Origin of the sequence: Nesterenkonia sp. NBAIMH1, assembly GCF_007922635.1 — a bacterium.
Taxonomy (GTDB): Bacteria; Actinomycetota; Actinomycetes; order Actinomycetales; family Micrococcaceae; genus Nesterenkonia; species Nesterenkonia pannonica.
In genome coordinates this window covers 949,293-972,898 of record NZ_CP042335.1, presented here as the reverse complement: position 1 = coordinate 972,898, position 23,606 = coordinate 949,293, and the positions used below count along the sequence as shown (strand labels likewise).

The following is a 23,606-nucleotide window of genomic DNA, read 5'->3' as shown; positions in this document are numbered from 1 at the left end:
ATGAAGACCCTCATCACCAACGGCATCCTGGTCAACGCCACGGGAACCGGACACGCCGACGTCCTCATCGAGGACGAAAAGATCTCGGCTCTCTTCACCCCTGGGACGTTCGAGGCCGGGGCCGACAAAGTCATCGACGCCGCAGGGAAGTACGTGATCCCCGGCGGGATCGACGCCCATACGCACATGCAGATGCCCTTCGGCGGCACCAACGCCTCCGACACCTTCGAGACCGGCACCCGCGCCGCCGCATGGGGCGGCACGACCACCATCATCGACTTCGCTATCCAGAAGCAGGGCGAGCGCGTGGAGGACGGTCTCGAGACCTGGCACGGTCTTGCCGCCGGCGAATGCGCCATCGACTACAGCTTCCACCAGGTGATCGGCGGGGTGGATGACAGCTCCCTCAAGGCGATGGAGAGGCTCGTCGACGAGGGCGTGAGCTCCTACAAGATGTTCATGGCCTACCCCGGGGTGTTCTACGCCGACGACGCACAGATACTGCGCGCGATGCAGAAGGCCCGCGACCTCGGGCTGATGACGATGATGCACGCTGAGAACGGGCCGGCGATCGACGTCCTGGCTGAGCAGCTCGCCGCCCAGGGCAAGACCGCCCCCTACTATCACGGCATCGCCCGTGCCTGGCAGATGGAGGAGGAGGCCACGCACCGGGCGATCATGCTCGCCGATCTCACCGACGCCCCCCTCTACATCGTTCACATGTCCGCCAAGCAGGCGGTTGAGCAGGTGGCATGGGCCCGCGACAAGGCCAAGAACGTCTTCGGCGAGACCTGCCCCCAGTATCTGTATCTCTCGCTGGAGAAGCAGCTCGGCTCATCCTCCGAGGAGTGGGGCGACTTCGAGGGTGCCAAATGGGTCTGCTCGACGCCCCTGCGCAGTGAGCAGGAGGGACACCTCGAGGCCATGTGGCAGGGGCTGCGGACCAATGATCTGCAGATGGTCTCCACCGATCACTGCCCCTTCTGCATGAAGGACCAGAAGGAGCTCGGCAAGGACGACTTCCGCTCGATCCCCAACGGGATCGGCTCGGTGGAGCATCGCGTGGACCTGCTCTATCAGGGGGTCGTCGACGGTCGCATCTCCCTTCCCCGCTGGGTGGAGCTGATCAGCACCACCCCGGCCCGCATGTTCGGCATGTACGGGAAGAAGGGCGTCATCCAGCCCGGAGCCGACGCCGACGTCGTCGTCTACGACCCGAACGGCCGCACCAGCATCGGCGTGAACAAGACCCATCACATGAACATGGACTACTCCGCATGGGAAGGCTTCGAGATCGACGGGCACGTCGACGTCACCATCTCGCGGGGCAAGGTGCTTGTGGAGGACGGCGCCTACAAGGGCACCAAGGGCCACGGACAGTTCATCAAGCGCGGCCTCTCGCAGTACCTGATCTGAACGGAAAGGCACATCATCATGGAATTCGGCGTCGTCGCCCAGACGAATCCGCCCGCAGCGCGCACGCTCGCGCTGGCACGACTCTCCGAGGAGCACGGCTTCGACCACTTCTGGACCTACGACTCCCACATCCTGTGGCAGGAGCCCTACGTCCTCTACTCCCTGATCCTCGACCAGACCACCACCATCAGGGTCGGGCCGATGGTGACCAACCCCGCCACCCGCGACTGGACGGTCACCGCCTCCCTCCACGCCACCCTCAACGCGCACTTCGGAAACCGTACCGTGTGCGGCATCGGACGAGGCGACTCGGCCGTGCGGGTCATGAACGGCAGTCCGGTGAAGCTGCGGGACTTCCGACGCTCCATCGAAGTCATCAGAGGGCTCGCGAGCTCTCAGCCGGCCGAGGTGAATGAGGCGACCATCCGATTCCCATGGTCCAAGGGGTCCCACACCGAGGTATGGGTGGCCGCCTACGGGCCCAAAGCTCTGGCCATCGCCGGCGAGGTCGGCGACGGGTACATCCTGCAGTGCGCAGATGTCGAGATCGCCGAATGGATGATCAAGGCCGTGCGCACCGCCGCGGAGGACGCCGGCAGGGACCCCGACAGTCTGAGCTTCTGCGTGGCGGCGCCGTTCTACATCACGGACGGGTCGCAGGAGTCCCGCTCCCATGCTCTTGAGCAGTCCCGGTGGTTCGGCGGAATGGTCGGAAATCACGTGGCAGACATCGTGTCCCGCTACGGGACCGAATCCGACGTGCCCAAAGCGCTCACCGACTACATCGCCGGCCGACAGGGCTATGACTACAACCAGCACGGCAGGGCAGGCAATGACCATGTCGACTTCGTCCCCGACGAGATCGTCGAGCGATTCTGCGTCATCGGCACCGCGGAAGAGCACACCGAGAAGCTCAAGCGGCTGGAAGCCGTCGGCATGACCCAGTTCGCCGGATACCTTGCCCACGACAACAAAGAAGAGACACTGCGCGTCTACGGGGAGAAGATCATCCCCGAGTACGACGAGCAGGTCCTTGCGAAGTCCTGAGGATCTATGAGCACCCTGACACTGGGATACAAGGCTTCCGCGGAGCAGTTCGGACCACGGGAGCTCGTGGAGCTTGCCGTGGCCGCCGAGCGGCACGGCTTCGACTCTGCCTTCATCTCCGACCACTTCCAACCGTGGCGGCACACCGGCGGCCACGCCCCCTTCTCGCTCGCATGGATCACCGCGGTGGGGGAGCGGACCTCCACCATCCGGCTCGGAACCTCCGTGATGACTCCGCACTACCGGTACAACCCGGCGGTCATCGCCCAGGCATTCGCAACGCTTGGGGTCCTGTATCCGGGAAGGATCATTCTCGGGGTAGGCACGGGGGAGGCGCTGAACGAGTCCGCCACGGGATGGAACGGCGCCTCCGGCAGCAGCGAATGGCCCGCCTTCCGGGAACGGTTCGCCCGCCTGCGCGAGTCCGTCCGCCTCATCCGTCAGCTCTGGTCCGAGGAGCGGGTCACCTTCGACGGGGACTACTACACCACTCGCGACGCCTCCATCTACGACCGCCCCGAGCACCCCATCCCCGTGCACATCGCAGCCGGAGGGCCGACCGTGGCGAAGTACGCCGGGCGCGTCGGGAGCGGATTCATCTGCACCTCCGGCAAAGGCATGGAGCTCTACACCGAGAAGCTCATGCCGGCCGTCGCGGAGGGCGCCCGCATCAACGGGCGCGACGTCGGAGAGATCGATCGCATGATCGAGATCAAGCTCTCCTACGACCGGGACCCGAAGCAGGCCCTGGAGAACACGCGCTTCTGGGCGCCGCTGTCCCTGACGCCCGAGCAGAAGCACTCCATCACCGACCCCGTCGAGATGGAGGCTGCCGCCGACGCGCTGCCCATCGAGCAGATCGCCTCGAGATGGATCGTGGGATCCGACCCCGACGAGGTCGCCGCTCGTATCGGCGAATATGTCGATGCCGGGTTCAACCATCTGGTATTCCACGCACCCGGGCAGGATCAGCGGCGGTTCCTTCAGGCGTTCGAAGCTGACCTGGCCCCCCGCCTCCACGCCATGGCAGCGAGGAAGCTGGAGGCTGGACGGTGACTGCGGCACCGACACAGGTCAGCCTGAAGCAGGGCAGCGAGACGCGCCTGGGCCCCTGGGGATGGGGAGTCCTGGGCATCCTGTCCCTGCTGGCCCTCTGGGAGGTCTACAAGTTCGTCGGACCGGATGACGGCATCCTCGTGGGAGAGACGCGCATCCTTCCCCGGACCTCAGACCTGGCCATGCCGCATATCTGGGACATGGTCGCGCGCCTGTTCGAAGGGGAGACGTCGGCTTCGACCGCAGATCCGCTCTGGCTGACGGTCGGCTCCGCCGCACTGTTCAGTCTCGGGATAGCTGCCGCCGGCTGGTGCGTCGGAGTGATAGTCGGGGTCGGACTGGCGCTGCTGATGCTGCGCTGGCGTGTGGCGGAATGGGGGCTGCTGCCCTGGATCGTGCTGTCCCAAACGGTGCCGATCATCGCCTTCGCGCCCGTCGTCCGCTCCTGGGGCAACCAGCTCGAGCTGGGCTTCATCGAATGGCAGGACTGGATGTCCGTAGCGGTGATCGCCTCCTGGCTCGCGTTCTTCCCGATCGCCGTCGGGGCGCTGAAGGGCTTTCAGTCTCCCGAGGTCGCCCACGAGGAGCTCCTGAAGACCTACGCGGTCGGCTGGTGGGCCACCCTCATCCGGCTGCGTCTGCCTGCCGCGGTGCCATACCTGCTCTCGGCCTTCCGCCTCGGAGCTGCGAACGCTGTGATCGGCGCGGTGGTCGCCGAAGTCTCCACAGGCCTTCGAGGCGGCATCGGACGCATCCTCATCCAATTCGCGGGCCAGGCCTCCAACGATCCTGCCAAGGCGTGGGGCCCCATCTTCGGGGCAGTAGCACTGGGACTGGTCGCGGCCGGATCCATCGCCATCCTCGGCCTGACCCTGCGCACCTACCGACGAACGGAGACCGCCACATGAGCACCGCGGTTCACGCCGCCGGCGTCGACAAGATCTTCCCGACGACCTCCGGAGAGGTTCACGCCCTCTCCGACATCACCCTCGACGTCGCCGCCGGAGAATTCGTATCCCTCATCGGCCCCTCAGGCTGCGGCAAGTCCACTCTCATGCGGCTGATCGCAGACCTCGACCAGCCCACCGCGGGTGAGCTCACCGTCTTCGGCAAGAGCCCGGACCGGGCAAGGCGCGACCAGGACTACGGCATTGCCTTCCAGAAGGCCGGCCTGCTGCCGTGGCGCACCGTGAACGACAACATCGGTCTGCCTCTGCAGCTGCACGGAGCCGACAGGAGGGCCCGCAGAGAACGTGTCCAGGAGCTGCTGCACATGGTGGCGCTCGAGGAGTTCGGGAATCACCACCCCGATCAGCTCTCCGGCGGCATGCAGCAGCGCGTTGCCATCGCCCGCGCTCTGGCAGAGAAGCCCCGGCTGCTGCTGATGGATGAGCCCTTCGGCGCGCTGGACGAGATGACGCGCGAACGCATGCAGACCGAGCTGCTGCGCATCTGCTCAGAGACAGGCGCTGCCGTCGTCTTCGTCACCCACTCCATCCCCGAGGCGGTGTTCCTGTCCGACCGAGTGGTGGTCATGTCACCGCGGCCCGGTCGCATAGCCGAGGTGGTCGATATGAAGCTCGCAGACACGTCGCAGCGCGGCGAGGATCTGCGCGAAGAGAGCAGCTACTTCGAGATGATCACCGCCGTGCGTGAGGCCCTCCACGGCGGCGCGCCCGCCGGCCGTGCCGTGGAGACCCGCTGATGGGAACCAGCGCCCTGACCCCGCAGCAGCAGAACCTCGGCCGCATCATCGCTCCGGTCATCGTCGGCGTCGTCGTGCTGCTCCTGTGGCAGCTGATCGTCGGCGGACTGGGCCTCTCCTCCTATCTGCTGCCCACGCCCGCTGCCATCCTCGATCAGGCCCTGGAGTTCTCCGACTCCATCGTCGCCGCCGCGGGCATCACCGGCTGGAACTCCCTGGTCGGGCTGGTGATCGGCTCTCTGCTCGGGGTGGGTCTCGCAGCGCTCGCGGCCTCGTCGAAGTCGGTCGACGCCATGGTGAACCCGATCGTCGCCGCGCTCGCCGTCATCCCGATCGTCGCCCTGGCGCCCATCCTCAACACGATGTTCGGCACCACCCAGTTTCCCCGGCAGGCCATCGCCGGACTCGCCAGCTTCGTGCCCGTCTTCGTCTCCACGCTGCGCGGGCTGAGGCAGACGAACCCCGAGCACCGTGACCTCATGCGCACCTATGCCGCCACCGGCCTGCAGACCTTCCGCACGATCACGCTGCCCACCGCCCTGCCCTACGTGTTCACCGGCGTCCGGCTGGCGTCCTCCCTGGCCGTGATCTCCGCCCTGGTCGCCGAATACTTCGGCGGGCCCAGGGGAGGTCTCGGGGGCATCATCTCCGCCGCGGCTGCCTCCAGCCAGTATCCGAGGGCCTGGGCCTATGTGCTGGCCTCCATCGTGCTCGGACTGCTGTTCTACCTCGCCGCGCTGGGCCTCGAGAAGCTCGCCAACCGCGGACGAGCTGCCATCGCCTGACACCACCCGCACCCATCACAAGGAAGAAGGAAGACAATGAGGAACTCACAACCGCGCTTCAACCGACCCGTCCAAGGCATCGGCCTGTTCGCCGCTGCCGCTCTTGCCCTGACCGCCTGCGGCGGTGAGAGCGCCGACGGTGAGACTGCCGGAGGCGAAGAGCTCACCCAGATCGACCTGCAGCTTCAGTGGCTGCCGCAGGGGCAGTTCGCCGGCTACTTCGCTGCGGACCAGCAGGGGTTCTTCGAAGAGGAGGGCCTGGAGGTCAGCATCATCGAGTCGGGAGGCGACATCGTTCCTCAGGATGCTCTCGCCGGCGGAGACGTCGACTATGCGATCGCGTGGGTGCCTAAGGTCCTCGAGACTTTGGAAGCAACCGGGGCCGAGCTCACCAACGTCGCTCAGACGTTCCAGGAGTCCGGCACCGTGCAGGTCGCGTGGGCGGACTCCGACATTGAGGGGGTGGAGGACTTCGAGGGTCAGCGGATCGGATCCTGGGGGTTCGGGAACGAATGGGAGATCTTCGCGGCCATGGCCGAGTACGACCTCGACTCCAGCACCGTCGACATCATCACTCAGTCCTTCGACATGAACGCATTCCTCGAAGGCGACATCGACGCTGCCCAGGCGATGACCTACAACGAATACGCCATGCTGCTCCAGGCGGAGAACCCAGAGACCGGCGAACTCTACACCGAGGATGACTTCAACGTCATCGAGTACGAGGAGACCGGCGGCGCGATGCTTCAGGACGCCATCTGGGCCGACACGGAGCGCCTCGAGACGGACGAGGCATACGCCGAGGACACCGTGGCCTTTCTGCGCGCCGTCATCCGTGGATGGGCCTGGGTCGCAGAGAATCCCGAAGAGGCGGCTGACATGACGATCGAGGCGGGCTCCGGGTGGGACCAGCCCCACGAGCTGTGGATGGTCAATGAGACCAACCGACTCATCTGGCCCGCTGAGGACGGCTTCGGCGTCATCGACGAGGCCGCGTGGGATGAGACGGTCCAGGCCGCGATGAGCGCGACCAATGAAGAAGGTGCGCAGCCGATCACGGAGGAGCCCAGCGACAGCGCGTGGACGAACGAGTACATCGAGCAGGCGCTGGCGGACCTGGAGGATGAGGATCTGGATCTGACCGGAGAGAACTGGGAGCCCTTGGAGCTGTCCTTCGACGAAGAGACTGAGTTCGAAGGCTGAGGGGTCGTTCCCGGGCCGCGTGACGAACACCGACGAAGAGAGGCAGAGCCCTGGTGCGAAGAAGCGAATCCGAGCCCAACCGTGATGTTGTCGAGATGAGCATCGCTGAGATGCTCCATGCTCTGAAGGCAGGTGAGCTGACCAGCGTGGATCTGGTCTGCGCCTATATCAACCGCATCGCCTGGTTCGACCGCACCGGGCTCTGCCTCAATGCAGTCCCCGTCCTGAATCCTGAGGCCCTCGCGGAGGCGGAGGCCTCAGACGCTCGGCGCCGCTCCGGCCGGGCCGGCCCGCTGGAGGGCGTCCCCTTCACCGTCAAGGACAGCTACATGGCCGCCGGCCTCACTGTGGCCTCCGGGAGCCCAGCGCTGAAGGACCTGGTGGCGCAGGCGGACGCGGCCACCGTCGCGCTGCTTCGCCAGGCCGGGGCCGTGCTGATCGGCAAGACGAACATGCCGCCCATGGCCGCAGGAGGAATCCAACCGGGCGTCTACGGCTATCCGAGGAGCCCCTACAATCCGCAGTACATCGCAGCGGCCTACGGATCCGGCTCCTCGAGCGGGTCGGCAGTCTCCGTCGCGGCGAGCTTCTGCGCCTTCGGCATGGCGGAGGAGACGGTCTCATCCGGCCGTTCGCCGGCCTCCAACAACAGTGTGGTGGCCTACACCCCCTCGCGCGGAGTCATCTCCATCCGCGGGAACTGGCCGCTCAGGCCGACGTGCGACGTCGTAGTGCCCCACACTCGCACCGTGGAGGACCTCCTGCACCTGGTGGGAGTCCTGGCAGCGGAGGACGAGGAGACGGCCGGAGACTTTTGGCGCGAGCAGCGCGTCATCGACCTTCCCTCACCTGCGGAGGTCTTTCCCGAGCCTGTGCTGCGGGAGCGCCCCGAGCGACTCGACGGGCTGCGCTTCGCAGTGCCGCGCATGTACATCGGCCGGGATGACGACCTCCTGGTTCCTCCGGCGATGCGCCCGACTGTCCGTGCCCTGTGGGAGCAGGCGGCGAGCGACCTGCGCAGTCTCGGCGCCGAGGTCGTCGAGACTGACTTCCCCGCAGTATCCAACTATGAGGAGGATCGCCCGGGCGCTGATGGCCTTCCTGCACGCGGTCTGGTGCCTGCGCAGTGGAGAGACATCGAGGGCGGAACCATCACGGCCATGGCCCTGGACAGCTTCCTGCGCAGAAACGGCGATCCCACCCTGAATACATGGGCCGACGTGGACGCAGAGTCCGTCTTCCCCTCAGATGATGCGCCGACGCACGTATGGATCACCCGTGCCCGGGGCGGCTTCGACTGGCAGCGCCTCTCCGAGCTCACCAAGGCAGGCCTGCCGTCGACCTACGACGACGTTCCAGGGATCGAGCATCTTCTCCAGGGGCTTGAAGAGGCCCGCACGCGCGACTTTGAGGAATGGATGCTCCGCGAAGGGCTCGATGGGGTGGTCTTCCCTGCTGTCGGCGACGTGGGACGCGACGACCTCTTCTCTCGGCCCGAAAGTCTGGACCACGCGTCGCAGAACGGGGTCGTCTACTCCAACGGCAACCGGGTCATTCGCCACCTCGGCATACCCACCGTCACGGTGCCCATGGGATTCATGGCGGACATTCAGATGCCCGTGGGGCTGACGTTCGCCGGCCCTGCCTACAGCGATGACACCCTTCTGACCCACGCGCTCGCCTATGAGAAGGCGAGCCGTCGCCGGCAGAAGGCGTTCCTGACTCCCACACTGGCCAGCAGCCAGATCGCACCGACGCCGGCACGGGGGCAGGAACCCATCTCATTCACTGTCCGCATCGAGTCTGACGGGCCCTTCTGGAGCGTGACGGTGCGCCTGGGCGGGGGTGCAGTCGAAGGAGCCCACGCATGGGCAGACGGCCACATTCTCGAGCCGGAGGACGGACAGCCTGACCTGTTTCGGGGACGCGTTTCACGGGCCAGGAAACGACTCGCACCTCACATGCTCGTGGCAGTGAAAGCGGCAGCCGGTGCGACGTTCAGCCTCGAGGAGCTGCCGCAGGACGACTGAGAGGCCGCCCGTCAGGACATCCGGAGCCAGGCCCTAACGGCTGGGAATCTGATCGGCTGAGCCGGGCACAGGCTCAGCCGGATCGCTGCCCAGGGCCACGATGCTGTTGCGCTCGTCGACGTGGACCACACGGGGGGAGTGCTGAGCGCGCTCCGCGTCGTCGACCATGGCGTAGGAGATGATGATGACGAGGTCGCCGGGGTGCACCAGGTGGGCAGCCGCCCCGTTGATGCCGATCACCCCGGAGCCGCGCTCGCCGGCGATCGTGTAGGTGTCCAGGCGAGCGCCGTTGGTCACATCGACGATCTGCACACGCTCACCGTCCACGATGTTCGCCGCGTCCAGGAGGTCAGCGTCGATCGTCACCGAGCCGACATAGTGCAGATCGGCCTGGGTGACCGTGGCCCGGTGAATCTTCCCGCTCATCAGAGTTCTCAGCATCGCGGGGCGATTCTATTGCACCCCGCACCTCCCTCAAAGGGACGCTGGGCGGTCCACCGCTGCGGTGTAGACGCGGTGCCCCAGCTCTACGGCGCCGCAGCCCAGCACGCTGGTCACGAAGGCGACAGCCAGCAGCTCAGCCTCGGGCAGCTGGAAGAGGTGATACTGCTGGCTGATCGGCAGCAGCAGCACCGCGGCCAGCAGCAGGTACAGGCCCGTCACCACAGCAATCCGGGCCGCGTTCAGCGGACGAAGCACCAGATTGAGGATCCACAGACCCACAAGGGCAAGGGTGATGAAGCTCGCTGTCTGGATCTGCGCCGCCGCGTCCTCGAAGAGCCTCCCGAAGAACGACACCGTCACCACCGCGACCACGACCACCACCGAGGGCGGAAGCGCGAACAGCGCGGAGCGGCGCAGGAAGCCGCGGCGATACCGCTGCGGGTTCGGCATCATCGCAAGGAAGAACGCCGGGGCCCCCACAATGATGAAGTCGACCGTGGAGAACTGCCGCGGCAGGAACGGAAAGGGCCAGAACATGAGGGCGAACACCAGTCCCAGCCCCACCCCGAACGCCGTCTTCGTCAGGAACAGGTGCGCCAGCCGCTCCGCGTTGGCAATGACCTTCCGGCCCTCGGCGAGCACCCCCGGCAGGCGGGCGAACCTGCCGTCCAGCAGCACCAGCTTCGACACGGCCTTGGTGGCCGGGGCGCCTGAGCCCATCGCGATGCCGAGGTCGGCACGCTTCACCGCCAGCGCATCATTGATCCCGTCTCCGGTCATGGCCACCACATGCCCGTTGGCCTGCAGCGCCTGGACCATCGCCGCCTTCTGCTCCGGACTGACCCGCCCGAAGACAGTGTGCTGAGCCATCAGCGGGCGAAGAGTCTCCGGATCCGTGCCCAGCTGGGCGGCATCCACGGCCTCGCCCTGAACCGGCAGACCAACCTCCCGCGCCACCGCGGAGACCGTATGGGGGTTGTCGCCGGAGATGATTCTCAGCCCCACGTCCTGCTCACGGAAGTACTCCAAGGTGCTCGCGGCGTCGCGGCGGACATTCTCCCGGAACGTCAGCAGAGCCACGGGCCGCAGCGGGCCCGGAAGCTGCTCACCGCGGCGCAGCGGCACCGTCTCCTCCGAGTCAGGGGGAGCGGCATTGGGCGCGTGCGCCAGCACCACGGTGCGCAGGCCCTGCGCAGAGACGGCGTCCGCATGCTTCAGAAGTTCGGATGTGTCGACGCCCTCGACAGCCTCGGCCTCCCGCAGCACCTCAGGGGCCCCGAGGATCCACTGGCCCGAGAGGTCGCCTGCGGTCTCGGCGAAGCTGACTGCCGAGAACCTGCGCATCGACGAGAACTGCACCCTCCAGGCGGGATGGTGGCCGGGAACGTCACGGAACGGAACCTTCAGCGCCGCCGCGGTGGGGTTCGCCTGCTCATCGGCTCCGAAATGAGCCAGAATGCGCTGCCACGGCTGCAGCTCGCCGGAGGAGAGCTCCTCGGCGCGGCGCCAGGGGCCGGCTCTGCCGCCCTCGTCCATCTCCGAGGCGGCGTGGAAGGCGATGGTGCCGTCGGTGAGCGTGCCGGTCTTGTCCAGGCAGACGACATCGACCCGCGCCAGGATCTCGACCGCAGGCTGCTCCTGGATGAGCACATGATTGTGTGCCAGCTTCACGGCCGCCAGGGCGAAGCTGATCGTCGTCATCAGCGCCAGCCCCGCCGGAATCATGGCGGTCACCGAAGAGACCGCTGTGACCAGCCCCTCCTGCCACTCGCCCGAAGCCCACGCCTCGGCCCACCCGCCGTGGGCCTGCATCTGGCCGTTGAAGACCACCGCGGTGATGGGGATCAGAGCCAGAGAAAGCCAGAACGCGATACGTTCCAGCGCCCGCCGGATCTCCGAATTGATCTTCAGATACTTCTTCGCCTGAGCGGCCAGCTGCACGGCATGAGCCTTCGGGCCCACTGCCGTGACCACAAACCTCCCCGTGCCGGCCAGAACCGCCGTGCCGGAGAGCAGCCGGTCGTCCCGATGCTTCGGCACCGCCCGGGCCTCACCGGTCAGCATCGATTCGTCGAGATCCAAGTCCGATGACGAGACCACCACCCCATCCGCAGGAACCTGATCGCCGCGGCGCAGCTCCACCACGTCGTCCAGAACAATCTGCTCCCGATGGATCAGCACGACCATGCCATCGCGCAGCACACGGATGTGGTCCTGGTGCAGCAGTGCGATCGCATCCAGCTTCCGCTTGGCGCCGTACTCCTGCCCCAGGCCGATGACGACATTGCCCACCGCGGCGACGGCGAAGAGCAGATCGAGCCACCGGCCCAGCAGCACAATGATCAGAGCGCAGGCGAAGATGATGCCGTTGAAGAGGGTCAGCAGATGCGTCCGCAGGATCTCCGTGATGGAGCGTGACGTGGTCCGGGGCTGCACATTGGCAAGCCCGAGTCTCTGGCGCTCGCCGACCTGCACAGAGTTCAGGCCGTGGCGCTCGAGAAGCTCAGGGTTGACGGACGAGCGCCGCTCCTCCGGGGTGAGCTCGGGGGAGTCGGGGCTGGATTCAGGTGCGCGACCGCGCTGGGGAGGCGCAGAGTCCTGTTCCGTCACGCATCGAGTGTATAGGCCGCGCGGCTGAGCCTCAGAGGGACTCCTGGTCAACGCCCTGCCGCCCCTCGGAGCTGCTGACGGACACGATGAGGTCCTCTCCGCTGGCGCCCACCGTGATGTCCAGGGCGAAGGGAACCGTCTCGGTCTCGCTGATCTGAGTTCCGTCGAAGTAGTGCACCGCCTCGAAGCTCACGTCCGCGGTCAGCTCACCATGGTCCACGCTCCACCCGTCGGCGTCGAAGCTGAGCTCGAAGTCCTCCGGGTCCGGGAAGCTCCAGCTGATGCTGTCGGGATCCACACTGTGAGGGGTGGACGTCCCGACCGGGCACCCTGAGGGCATCAGAACCTCCTGCTCGCAGCCCTCGAAGTACTCCGCGAGCTCGCTGCGGAGCACCTCGGCGGCATCGTCGCTGGCCTCAAGATCGAGCGTCACTCCGGCCGGCTGCTCCTGGGGGTCCTCCTGGGCGGTCACGGCGTGCTGGGCCCGCCCGATGAGCCACTGGGAGTCCACCTCCACCTCTGCTGCGGCGGGCGCGAAGGCGGAGAGCCGTGCGGTCTCGCCGTCGAGATTCACGGGAGTCCCATTGACGCTGACCTGCCCGATCCCGCCCTGCGGAGCCCCCGGCACGTCGATCTCGAACCACGTCATCGCGCTCGAATCGATGCTGTACTCGTCGAAGAAGCCCCAGGTCGTTCCCGTGCGCTCCACGGGCAGGCTGGTGCTGTGGCTGTCGTCTCCGAGCACGAACTCCACCTGGGCGGCGGCCTCGCCCTCCTCCTCGGCCACCGTCAGCTGGGAAGCCTCCATCAGCTCTGCGCTGCGAGCCAGCGGGTCCCCGTTGAGCAGCACATGGTCCAGGTCTTCCTCGGACAGGAACTCCGGCCGCTGCTCCACATGTCCCAGCGCGACTCTGCCTCGGCCGGCCTGCAGGGCCTCCCAATAGTCCTCGGCGGCGCTCTCCGGGGTGTAGACCTGCTCATTGACCTGCCAGACGGCAATCACAGTGCCGGCCACGGCGATGAGCACAGCCGCGAGCCAGCCCCAGCCGGCGAAGCTTCGACCGTTCGAGCCCCCTGCCTGATCTCCGCGCGCAGGGCGGTGCGGCTGCTCCCATATGGGCGCGTCTGCAGCCTCGCCGTGCTGCTCGTTCGGTGGGGGCGGTGGTGCGGAGGTCACCGGAATAGGGTAAGGCCTGGGCAGGAGGTTCAGGCGAGCAGCAGGGCGATGAGCACCATCGACGGAATGCCGAGGACCGTGGTGACCAGCACTGTGTCGCGGGCGATGTTCTCACCCGATCGGTAGCGCACGGCGGTGACCAGCACGTTCTGCGCGGTGGAGAGCGAGCCCATGATGACGGCGGCCAGAAGCATGTTCCCCTCCAGCCCGAAGAGGAAGTAGGCGATGAGGAAGGCGACCGCCGGATGCACCAGCAGCTTGATGCCGGAGGCGAGCGTCACGTCCCGACGTCGTCCGCCCTCCTTGTTCAAGGGCTTCACGCCCACCAGGGACAGTCCGAAGGCCAGCAGCATCAGCGGGATGGATGCCCCCGCCAGCAGCTCTATCGCTTCGCTGACAGGCTCCGGGAACGACCACCCCTGCCACGAGAAGAGCAGGCCCAGCATGGACGCGACGATCACAGGGTTCAGCATCGACATTCCGGCCGAGCGGAGAACCGCGAGCCGGGGGTGGACGGGGCGATCCTCCGGGCCTGATCGCTCTCGTCGGGTCAGCTGATCCATCACCATGACGTACAGGGGCGCGTAGCAGGCGAGCTGGAACATGACGATGGGTGCGGCCAGCCGAACATCGCCCAGGACATACTCGGCGATCGGGAAGCCGAGGTTCGCCGCGTTCACCAGGGAGGCGCCCATCCCTGCGATCATCAGCTCCGAGCCCCTGCGGCCGCGCAGAAGCACCGTGCCCAGCAGGAGAAAGACCCCCAGGGTGGCGAAGGCGCTCAGGGCTGCCACGGCGAACTGGGGCCCGAGCACCTCAGCAATCGGTGAGGCTGAGATCGTGGTGAACAGAAGGCACGGCGAGGCCACGAAGAAGGTGAGCCTGGAGAGGATGAGCCTCGCGTCGGGCCCCAGCAGGCCCCAGCGGCCGATGGCGAAGCCCACCACGATGATGATCCAGATGACGGTGAAGCCCTGAAGCACCGCACCCATACTGAACCCTCCGGCATCGTTCGCTCTCGTCCGCCCCACAGCCTACGCCGAGGGCTCGCCTGGTAGTTTGTCTGCGTGCTGCTCTCAGATCGCGACATTCGGGCCGAGCTCGACGCCGGCCGTGTTCGGCTGGATCCCTTGGAGACCTCCCTCATCCAGCCGTCGAGCGTGGATGTGCGGCTCGAGCGCATGTTCAGGCTCTTCGACAACCACAAGTATGCGCACATCGACCCCTCCGAGCCTCAGCCTGACCTGACCCGTCTGGTGGAGGTGGACCCGGACGAGCCCTTCATCCTTCACCCGGGCGAGTTCGTCCTCGGCGCCACCTACGAGACGGTCACGCTGCCGGACGACATCGCCGCGCGCCTGGAGGGCAAATCCTCGCTGGGAAGGCTCGGCCTGCTGACGCACTCCACGGCCGGCTTCATCGACCCCGGCTTCTCCGGGCAGGTCACCCTTGAGCTGTCGAACATGGCTACCCTGCCGATCAAGCTCTGGCCGGGCTCCAAGATCGGCCAGCTGTGCTTCTTCCGGCTGACCTCACCGGCGGAGCACGGGTACGGCGCGGGCGCCCACCAGTCCCGCTACCAGGGGCAGCGGGGCCCCACCGCCTCGCGCAGCCACGAAAACTTCCACCGGACCATCATCGCCTGAGCGCATGCTCGGTCATGTAGGCCGGGCCCTGAGGGTCTCGAACCAGGGTGAGAAGCAGGACCAGCCCAGTCCCGAGCACGATGACGATGCCTGGTATCGCCATCACCTGCCCGCCGACCAGAGCAATCAGAGCTCCGATGAGTGCGGGCGTGAGGAATGACATGCCCCGTCCTGCGGTGGCGTAGAGCCCGAAGAGCTCTCCGGCCCGTGCAGGGGGCGCCAGACGGCCGAGGAACGCGCGCGAGGACGCCTGAGCCGGTCCGACGAACAGGCACAGCAGCAGTCCGAACAGCCAGAACGCCTCCACTGGGGTGATCGCGGCCGGGCCTATCTGACGGGGCTGAATCATGACCCAGAGAAGGATCGCAATGCTCAGCAGGCTGATGATGCTCATCGAGATCACACGGCGCGGGCCGATCCTGTCATCGAGCCAGCCGCCGGCGAACGCGCCCAGCGCGGCCACGACATTTCCGGCGATTCCGAAGAGCAGGACGCTGCCGGCGATCTGGGTGAACGGGATGTCAGCATCCTCGATCTGGTAGACGTGCACTCCCAGCACAGCGCCCCAGGTGAAGATCGCAGAGAGGCCGTCGCGGTAGATGGCGGAGGAGAGCAGGAACCACAGGGTGTTCCGGTCGTTGCGCCAGAGCCCCGCGATCACCCGGAAGAGCCGTCGGTAGGACTCTGCGACGGTGACCTTGTCCTCGACGTGGTCCTGGTCGGCTGTGGGAATCTTCGTCAGCAGCAGCGGCAGGGCGAAGATGAGATGCCAGGCGGCGGCGAGCAGGGCGACGCTGCGGATGTTGATCGCGTCCTCCTCGCCCAGGCCGAACCAGTGCGGAGGCTCCCCGGCGATCAGCCCGATGTAGACGATCAGCAGCAGCACAATCCCGCCGAGGTATCCGGCGCCCCATCCGATCCCCGAGACCCTGCCCATGCGGCTGTGATCGCTGATGTCCGTGATCATGGCGTTGTAGTTGAGGTTCGCGAATTCGTCGAAGATCCCCATGAGCGCCATCAGTGTGACGCCCAGGAGCAGGTACCCCTCCTCCGGACGGACGAAGAAGCACGCGGCCACCATCGTGACCACCATGATGGTGTTCAGGGTCAGCCAGAGGCGGCGGCGCCCTGCTTTGTCCGTCCTCTGTCCGATCACCGGCGCCGTCAGGGCGACGACCGCGCCGGCCGCTGCGGTGGCGACCGCGAGATACTGGGCGCCTCGGTTACCGGGGCCGAAGGCTTCGGAGGTGATGTAGGTGCCGAAGACGAATGTGGTCATCACGGCTGACACCGTGGAGTTGCCCCAGGACCACATGGACCAGTAGGCCACCAGCTTTCGGCTCAGCGGCTGCGTGGGCCCTTCGCTGCGCTCTGATGAGGACGTCGCCGCAGCTCGGGGCCCTGTCGGTGAGGTGCTCATCACAGTCGGATAGTACACGGGCGCTGATAACATAACGTCAACTTCTCCGTTCTCCCGCCGAAAGGGCGCTACATGCTATTGATGCTTGCTGCGCTCTCTGCAGCGAGCATCGCAGCACCGGCTCTGTTCGCGGTGGTGGGGCGGAAGGTCTTCTACGTGCTGGCCGGGATCCTCGGCGGCGTCTTCGTCGTGGCCCTCTCCTACGGCGGTGCGGTCCTGGACTCCCCGCGGACCGAGACCTACGAGTGGATTCCTCAGCTGGGCATCGAGATCGCGCTGCGCCTGGACGCGCTCAGCTATGCACTGGTGCTTCTCATCACCGGCGTCGGGGCCCTGGTCATGCTCTACTGCGCCCGGTACTTCCCCGAGGGGGAGCGGCTCCAAGGCGCGCTGGCGGCTCAGCTGTTCGCCTTTGCGGTGGCGATGCTGGGGCTGGTGCTCTCGGACGACATTGTGCTGCTCTTCGTCTTCTGGGAGCTCACGACTGTCCTGTCCTTCATGCTTATCGGCTACTCCGGCCACCGTGTCTTCGCCCGCAGGTCAGCGGTCCAGGCCCTGGTGGTGACCACATTCGGCGGGTTGGCCATGCTCATCGGACTGCTGTGGCTGGGGCAGTTGGCGGGAACCTACCGGCTCTCCGAGATTGTGGCGGCAGGAGGCGAGCTCTCGGGAGAGTGGGCAGCGGACGGCGCTGCCGCTCTGATCCTGGTCGGGGCGCTGTCGAAGTCGGCTCTGGTGCCCTTCCACTTCTGGCTGCCCTCTGCCATGGCCGCTCCCACCCCGGTCTCCGCCTACCTGCACGCCGCCGCGATGGTGAAGGCGGGCGTGTACCTGGTGGCGCGCCTGGCCGAAGGCTTCCATGAGGGGGCGCTCTGGCTGCCCCTGGTGCTGGGCCTGGGCCTGGCGACGATGCTCATCGGCGCCTACAGAGCTCTTCGGCAGACTGACATCAAGCTCATCCTCGCCTACGGCACCGTCTCCCAGCTGGGCTTCCTGGTGATGGTCAGCGGCCTGGGCACCCGCGACGCCGCGCTGGCGGGCGTGGCCATGCTTCTGGCCCACGGCCTCTTCAAGGCCTCTCTGTTCATGATCGTCGGCATCATCGACCATAAGGCCGGCACACGAGACCTCAGAGTCCTCTCCGGCGTCGGCCGCCGCCAGCGCACGCTCCTGGCTGCCGCCGTGATCGCAGCGGCGTCCATGGCGGGGCTGCCGCCGCTGTTCGGCTTCGTCGCCAAAGAGGTTGTCTTCGAGTCCCTCTACGGCTATGCGGAGGTGAGCGGTCCGGCCGGGTGGGCGGTGCTGGCCGGTGTCTCGGTCGCCTCGGCGCTGACGGTCGCGTACTCGCTGCGCTTCCTGTGGGGCGCGTTCGCAGCCAAGAGGGACGGGTACGGCCATGAGCTGAAGCCCACTGAGTTCCACGGCAGGCCTGAGCCGGTATTCCTGGCAGCGCCGATGCTCCTTGCCGGGGCCACTCTGCTGTTCGCCGTATGGCCTGCCCCGATCCAAGCGATGGTCGTTCCGTTCGCGGAATCCTTCGCGCCGGCCGACGCGGACATTCCTCCCACATATCTGGCGCTGTGGCACGGGGTGACCCCGGTGCTCGGCCTCTCCGTCCTCACCTGGGGTGCGGGACTGGGCATCTTCTGGCTCATCGGCCGCTCGCTGAACCCGCAGCGGGCCGTTCCTGCGCCTTTGGACTCGGAACGGATGTATCGACTGGTGCTGCGGTCGCTCGACGACGTGGCCGCGTGGGTGACCTCCAAGACGCAACGCGGCTCCCTCGGCTGGTACCTGTCCATCATCTTCGGAGTGGCGACGGTCGTCCCTGGGGTTCTGATGCTGATGACTGAGCACCAGATGCCCGAGCACTGGATCGTCGCCGAGCAGCCGATCCAGGTCGGACTGGGCGCCCTGATCATTGCTGGGGGCGTCGGCGCGGTGCTGGCCCCCAAACGCTTTATGGCCGTTCTGATGATGGGCCTGTGCGGCTGGGGGATCGCCGGAATGTTCGCGATCCAAGGTGCGCCGGATCTGGCGCTGACCCTGCTGCTGGTCGAGTCGATCATTCTGGTCTCCTTCGTCCTGGCCCTGCGCAGCCTTCCTGCTCGGGTGTGGACGCAGAACCCCACCCGCTTCAAACTGGGCCGGGCGGCGCTGGGCGCCGGCTTCGGCCTCCTCATCATGGTGGCGGCGGCCGTGGCCATGGGTGGGCGAGTGGCCGAGCCCGTCAGCGTCGAGTACCCATGGATGAGCTACGACATCGGCCACGGGGCGAACATCGTCAATGTGACGCTGGTCGACATCCGCGTGTGGGACACCTTCGGCGAGATCACCGTCATCGCCGCCGCAGCCACGGGCGTCGCGAGCCTGATCTTCGTCAAGCGGCGAGACGTCCGGCGGCGGAGCCTGCACGAGGTCCCTACGGGCTCCGTGGGACGGATCCTCTCCGACCGGGAGCTCTCCACTCGCCAGGTCAAGGAGATCCAGGTGGCGCGCTCCTTCTCCACGGTGGCGCGTGAGGCATGGCTGGTGGCCGGCAGAACCCTGGCGCCCGAGCACCGTTCGATCATCTTCGAGGTGATCACGCGCCTGATGTTCCACCCCATCATCCTCATCTCCGTCTACCTGCTGCTCGCCGGGCACAACACCCCGGGCGGCGGATTCGCAGGAGGCCTCCTCGCGGGCCTCGCCTTCGTCCTGCGCTATCTGGCGGGCGGACGCTACGAGCTGGAGGCCGCCATCCCCTTCTCGGCCGGGGCGCTGATGGGATGGGGGCTGGCCATCGCGTGCTTCACCGGAGTCCTTCCCCTGTTCGCGGGCGGTCAGGCATTCCAGTCGTTCGTCGTGGACTTCCAGCTGCCCCTCATCGGGGAGCACCACTTCGTCTCAGCGCTGCTGTTCGACGTGGGCGTCTACCTGGTGGTCATCGGCCTCATCGTGGATGTGCTGCGGTCGCTGGGCTCTGAGATCGATGTGCGCAGCGAGCAGGAGAACATCGAGTCCGACATCGGCCACAGCAGCCACTCCCGCACGTCGATGGGAGTGGCCCGATGACCATCAATCTGACGCTGCTGATCGTGATGGGCGCCATGTTCGCGATCGGCCTCTACCTGATGCTTGAGCGCTCCCTGACGCGGGTGCTCCTCGGCATCATCCTGATGTCCAACGGCGCCAACCTGCTGGTGCTGATGACGGCTGGCCGCGCGGGCAGGGCCCCCCTGTACGAGGAGGGCGTGGACGCTGGTGAGTACCTCGACCCTCTGCCGCAGGCTCTGCTGCTCACAGCCATCGTGATCGGATTCGCCACAGTGGCGTTCATGCTCGCGCTGATCTACCGGTCCTGGGTGCTGGCGCGGCAGGACGAGCTCACCGATGACGAGGAGGACCGCCGCGTCGCCGCGGCCGTCGGAGCGTACGACCCTGAGGAGGACGCCGAGGTGGTCTCCGAGACCTCCGAGTTCGCCGAGCATGAGGACCCCAACACCGGCTCTGTGCGTCCAGTCTCACGCGAGGCCAGGGACACCCCTGAAGCCGCGGAGTTCGGGCCGGAGAAAGCGACCCCCGATGTGCGCTCAGAGGGCGACCGTCGCCGCCGGGCGGACCGTCTCAGGCGCAGGGGTGAGCGCTGATGGAGCTGGACTTTCTCGCCCTGACGCCGCTGGCGGTGCTCATCCCGTTCTTCGGCGCCGCCTTCGCGTTCGCCTTCTACCGCAACCAGTCGCTGCAGAAGTCGATCACCATCGGCACCCTCATCGCAGTTCTCATCCTGGAGAGCGCGCTGCTGAGCCAGGTCTGGGACGGGGGGACCTACGCGGTGCACCTTGCGGGATGGCCGGCTCCCTTCGGCATCGCCATGGTCATCGACCGCTTCGCCGCGCTGATGCTGGTCACCTCCTCCATCATCACGTTGGCAGTGCTCCTCTACGCCGTGGGTCAGGGCGCCGCAGAGGAGAAGAACGATTCGGGCCCCGTCAGCATCTTCTACCCCGCCTACCTGATCCTGGTGGCCGGAGTGTCCAACGCATTCCTGGCAGGGGACCTGTTCAACCTCTACGTAGGCTTCGAGATCTTCCTCACCGCCTCCTACGTGCTGCTGACCCTCGGGGGAGGTGAGTCGCGCATCCGGGCAGGCGTCACCTATGTGGTGGTCTCGATCGTCTCCTCCTCCCTCTTCCTCATCGTCATCGGGCTGTTCTACGCGGCCACCGGCACGGTGAACCTGGCAGACCTCGCGCTGAAGATCAATGAGCTGCCGCCCGGGACTCAGCTCGTCCTCCATGTGATGCTGCTGATCGCGCTCGGCATCAAGGCGGCCGTCTTCCCGCTCGCGTTCTGGCTGCCGGACTCGTACCCCACAGCGCCGGCGCCGGTCACTGCCGTCTTCGCCGGCCTGCTCACCAAAGTGGGGATCTACGCCATGATCCGGACCGAGACCCTGCTGTTCCCCGGGGACCGGATCAACACCGCGCTGATGATCGTGGCCGCGCTGACGATGATCGTGGGGATACTCGGGGCCCTCGCCCAGGCTGACATCAAGCGGATGCTCTCGTTCACCCTGATCAGCCACATCGGCTACCTGGTGTTCGGGCTGAGCCTGACGAGCATCATCGGGATGGCGGCCACCATCTTCTACGTAGCCCACCACATCACGATCCAGACCACCCTCTTCCTCGTGACGGGCCTCATCGAACGTCGCGCCGGGACCTCCAACGTCGACCGCCTCGGCTCGCTTGCGAAGATCTCTCCCGTGCTCGCCGTCCTGTTCCTCCTTCCCGCCCTGAACCTGGCCGGCATTCCGCCCTTCAGCGGCTTCATCGGCAAGGTCGGGATGATGGCCGGCGGCATCGCTGAGAACACGTGGATCACGTGGACGCTCGTGGTGGCCTCCGCGCTCACCAGCCTGCTGACTCTGCTGGCGGTGGCGCGCATATGGTCCAAGTCGTTCTGGCGCCGCGCTGAGGACGCCGAGAACACGCCTCGGCTGCTGAGGCCGAAGACCCTGACTCACGCCCGGGCGGCCAACAAGCGGCTTCTGCCTGCCTCCATGGTGGGGCCCACGGCACTTCTGGTGGGAGTGTCTTTGGCCTTCACGGTCTTCGCCGGCCCGCTGATGGACTACTCGCGCGCCGCGGCCCAGGACATGTACGAGAGGACTCCCTACTTGGATGCGGTATTGGGCGAAGCGCAGGTGGATTCGGTCCGCGGGGATCTGGAGGAGTTCACGGAGAGTTTGGACCTGGATCCGGATCCCCAGGACGGCGGCGCCGATGAGCACGCCCCCATCGACACCTCGGTGCAGCCCGATATGCGCGACGACCAGGACGGCGCCGATGTGGACGAAGGAGGTGCAGAATGAGGAGACCGCGCACACCTCTTCGGATGGAGCTGCCTCTGATCCTTGTGCTGGGTGTGATCTGGATGTCGCTCTGGCAGTCCTTCGATGCTGGCACGTTCATCATCGGCCTGATCTACGGGACCATCCTTGTGCGGGTGTTCTATCTGCCGCCGCTTCGCGGCACGGGACGCATCAACCCGGTGTGGGGCGTGGTGTTTCTCGTGCGCTTCTTGGGCAAGATGGTTCTGGCCAGCTTCGAGGTCTCCTGGATCGCGGTGGTCAAGGGCCCTCGGGTCCGCAACTCGCTCACCTCGGTCCAGCTGCGCAGCCACGATGATCTGCTGGTCACCCTGACCGCCCACTCCCTGGCCCTGGTGCCGGGGTCAGTCGTCATCGACGTGGATCGCACCACGGCCACGCTCTACCTGCATGTGCTCAATGTGGCTGACGATGCGGACGCCGAACGCGTGAGGCAGGACGCCCTGGCCACGGAGGCGCTGCTGATTCGGGTGCTCGGCACCCGGTCTGACCTGGCCGGTGTGAAGGCGGAGAAGCGTCTCGGACGCGTGGCCGGGCTCTCCAAGACGGAGCGGGAAGCTCCGGTCGCCAGCCAGTCCGCCGATATCAGGGTCCTCGGCCGCGGCGGAGCCGGCCTGTCCGACATGAGCGGCAGGACGCCTCGCCGGAAGGGCAAGCCATGATGCTCGACTACGCCTACTGGATCACGCAGGGCCTGCTCGCCGCCGCCCTCATCGGCGCGGTGTATCGCGCGTACCGGGGCCCCAGCGTGCTCGATCGGGTGATCAGCCTGGACGTCATCCTGATCGTGGTCGCGTCCGTGATGCTGACCGATATGGCCTACAACCGGCATCAGGATCACATCATCTTCGTCGTCGTCACTGCCGTGATCGGGTTCTTGGGCGCAGTGGCGCTGGCGCGGTACGTGGTGGTGCGCACCCCCGAGGGGGAGCCCGGTACAGGGGAGGTGCCTCAGGTGGGGGACCCGGGCGTCCCTGCAGACACCACTCCGCCTGACATTCAGGACGAGAACCGGCTGCATGAGGAGGCCACGGAGCAGCACACCGTGGAAGTCCCGGGCGCTCGCTCGTATCCGCGTCCGGCCCCTGACGGGTCTGAGGAGGACGATCCTGAGGAGGATGAGACCACCGCTTGGTTCACCCATCTCACGCGGTCCGGCTACCGCCCCCGTGCCCGCGGTGACGATCAGAGCCAGGATGAGGGTCTGCGGCAGGATGATGGCACGGGAAGCGGAGGTGATCGCTGATGGACTGGAGTGAGATTCTCGACGGGACGGCGGCGGTCTTCATGGTCATCGGCGGCCTGATGTCCTTGGCCGCCGGGGTGGGGCTGGTTCGGTTCCCGGACCTTCACTCGCGCATGCACGCTGCCACGAAACCGCAGGTGCTGGGCCTGCTGATGATGCTCCTGTCCGCAGGAATCATGTGGAGGTCATGGTCCTGGCTGGCGATATGCCTGCTGGTCTGGTCGCTGATGCTTCTCACCGCGCCGGTGAGCGCCCATGTGGTGGGGCGCGCCGGCTATCGGACGAAGCATCTGCGCACGGATCTGCTCACTCACGACGAGCTGGCCCTGACGGTGGACCGGCTGTCCCGTCACGGCAGTGTGCGCCGGGAGCTGAGGGGACCGGAGCACGGCCCCGAGACGTGACCGGACATTTCGATCCCCGCGGAGGCCTGATTAGTCTTAG

At 66.6% G+C, this 23,606-nt stretch carries 20 protein-coding genes; 15 read left to right on the top strand and 5 right to left on the bottom strand.

Translation table 11 applies throughout. The features are described from left to right. From hydA to FS388_RS04465, 8 genes are read left to right on the top strand one after another with little or no spacing between them, the layout of a single operon-like run. A complete protein-coding gene (gene hydA / locus FS388_RS04500; RefSeq protein ID WP_146340111.1) occupies nt 1–1,416 on the top strand; it encodes a dihydropyrimidinase in 1,416 nt (471 codons plus the stop codon). Between the two features lie 18 nt (nt 1,417–1,434). Beyond that, on the top strand, nt 1,435–2,463 hold the full coding sequence (locus tag FS388_RS04495) for a TIGR03842 family LLM class F420-dependent oxidoreductase (RefSeq protein WP_146340109.1): 1,029 nt from the start codon (nt 1,435–1,437) through the stop codon (nt 2,461–2,463). 6 nt (nt 2,464–2,469) lie between these two features. Then, a complete protein-coding gene (gene fgd, locus FS388_RS04490) occupies nt 2,470–3,519 on the top strand; it encodes a glucose-6-phosphate dehydrogenase (coenzyme-F420) (RefSeq protein WP_146340107.1) in 1,050 nt (349 codons plus the stop codon). Beyond that, entirely contained in the window at nt 3,516–4,427 is a 912-nt protein-coding gene (locus FS388_RS04485) for an ABC transporter permease (RefSeq protein ID WP_246836296.1), read from the top strand. The genes fgd and FS388_RS04485 overlap by 4 nt, the downstream gene beginning before the upstream one ends. After that, nucleotides 4,424–5,224, top strand: coding sequence for an ABC transporter ATP-binding protein (locus tag FS388_RS04480; RefSeq protein WP_146340105.1), 801 nt, complete (start codon nt 4,424–4,426; stop codon nt 5,222–5,224). The genes FS388_RS04485 and FS388_RS04480 overlap by 4 nt, the downstream gene beginning before the upstream one ends. Then, complete coding sequence (locus FS388_RS04475; RefSeq protein WP_146340103.1) at nt 5,224–6,009, top strand: ABC transporter permease; 786 nt, start codon at nt 5,224–5,226, stop codon at nt 6,007–6,009. The genes FS388_RS04480 and FS388_RS04475 overlap by 1 nt, the downstream gene beginning before the upstream one ends. Nucleotides 6,010–6,045: 36 nt before the next feature. Further along, nucleotides 6,046–7,212 (top strand): ABC transporter substrate-binding protein, encoded by a 1,167-nt coding sequence (locus FS388_RS04470; protein WP_146340101.1) that lies wholly within the window; start codon nt 6,046–6,048, stop codon nt 7,210–7,212. A 53-nt stretch (nt 7,213–7,265) separates the two neighbouring features. Next, nucleotides 7,266–9,242, top strand: a complete 1,977-nt coding sequence (locus tag FS388_RS04465; protein WP_256369563.1) for an amidase — start codon at nt 7,266–7,268, stop codon at nt 9,240–9,242. Nucleotides 9,243–9,275: 33 nt separating this feature from the next. On the opposite strand, the gene panD is transcribed toward FS388_RS04465, so the two are convergent. Genes panD through FS388_RS04445 form a run of 4 tightly spaced genes read right to left on the bottom strand, consistent with a single transcriptional unit; the run spans nt 9,276 to nt 14,465 of the window. Next, the gene (panD, locus tag FS388_RS04460; protein WP_146340097.1) at nt 9,276–9,683 is read right to left on the bottom strand and encodes an aspartate 1-decarboxylase; all 408 of its coding nucleotides are present in this window, start codon (nt 9,681–9,683) and stop codon (nt 9,276–9,278) included. A 33-nt stretch (nt 9,684–9,716) separates the two neighbouring features. Then, complete coding sequence (locus FS388_RS04455; protein WP_146340095.1) at nt 9,717–12,296, bottom strand: HAD-IC family P-type ATPase; 2,580 nt, start codon at nt 12,294–12,296, stop codon at nt 9,717–9,719. Between the two features lie 31 nt (nt 12,297–12,327). Then, nucleotides 12,328–13,473, bottom strand: a complete 1,146-nt coding sequence (locus FS388_RS04450; RefSeq protein WP_146340093.1) for a hypothetical protein — start codon at nt 13,471–13,473, stop codon at nt 12,328–12,330. Between the two features lie 29 nt (nt 13,474–13,502). Further along, nucleotides 13,503–14,465, bottom strand: coding sequence for an AEC family transporter (locus FS388_RS04445; protein WP_146340091.1), 963 nt, complete (start codon nt 14,463–14,465; stop codon nt 13,503–13,505). 75 nt (nt 14,466–14,540) lie between these two features. Between FS388_RS04445 and dcd the strand changes: the two genes are divergently transcribed. Further along, the gene (gene dcd / locus FS388_RS04440; RefSeq protein WP_146340089.1) at nt 14,541–15,119 is read left to right on the top strand and encodes a dCTP deaminase; all 579 of its coding nucleotides are present in this window, start codon (nt 14,541–14,543) and stop codon (nt 15,117–15,119) included. Here dcd and FS388_RS04435 read toward each other — a convergent pair. Then, entirely contained in the window at nt 15,109–16,539 is a 1,431-nt protein-coding gene (locus FS388_RS04435) for an MFS transporter (RefSeq protein ID WP_146340086.1), read from the bottom strand. The genes dcd and FS388_RS04435 overlap by 11 nt on opposite strands. 72 nt (nt 16,540–16,611) lie before the next feature. Here FS388_RS04435 and FS388_RS04430 point away from each other — a divergent pair, with 72 nt between their 5' ends. From FS388_RS04430 to mnhG, 6 genes are read left to right on the top strand one after another with little or no spacing between them, the layout of a single operon-like run. After that, nucleotides 16,612–19,596 carry a Na+/H+ antiporter subunit A gene (locus tag FS388_RS04430; RefSeq protein ID WP_146340084.1) on the top strand — a complete coding sequence of 995 codons (2,985 nt, stop codon included), beginning with the start codon at nt 16,612–16,614 and terminating at the stop codon, nt 19,594–19,596. Further along, entirely contained in the window at nt 19,593–20,171 is a 579-nt protein-coding gene (locus FS388_RS04425) for a Na(+)/H(+) antiporter subunit C (protein ID WP_146340082.1), read from the top strand. Before FS388_RS04430 ends, FS388_RS04425 begins: the two co-directional genes overlap by 4 nt. Next, nucleotides 20,171–21,898 (top strand): Na+/H+ antiporter subunit D, encoded by a 1,728-nt coding sequence (locus FS388_RS04420; RefSeq protein ID WP_146340080.1) that lies wholly within the window; start codon nt 20,171–20,173, stop codon nt 21,896–21,898. The genes FS388_RS04425 and FS388_RS04420 overlap by 1 nt, the downstream gene beginning before the upstream one ends. Next, nucleotides 21,895–22,578: a Na+/H+ antiporter subunit E gene (locus FS388_RS04415; RefSeq protein WP_146340078.1), complete on the top strand. Its 684-nt coding sequence runs from the start codon at nt 21,895–21,897 to the stop codon at nt 22,576–22,578. Before FS388_RS04420 ends, FS388_RS04415 begins: the two co-directional genes overlap by 4 nt. Next, nucleotides 22,575–23,162, top strand: coding sequence for a monovalent cation/H+ antiporter complex subunit F (locus FS388_RS04410; RefSeq protein WP_146340076.1), 588 nt, complete (start codon nt 22,575–22,577; stop codon nt 23,160–23,162). The genes FS388_RS04415 and FS388_RS04410 overlap by 4 nt, the downstream gene beginning before the upstream one ends. Then, nucleotides 23,162–23,566, top strand: a complete 405-nt coding sequence (gene mnhG / locus FS388_RS04405) for a monovalent cation/H(+) antiporter subunit G (protein ID WP_146340074.1) — start codon at nt 23,162–23,164, stop codon at nt 23,564–23,566. Before FS388_RS04410 ends, mnhG begins: the two co-directional genes overlap by 1 nt. Nucleotides 23,567–23,606: the final 40 nt, after the last annotated feature.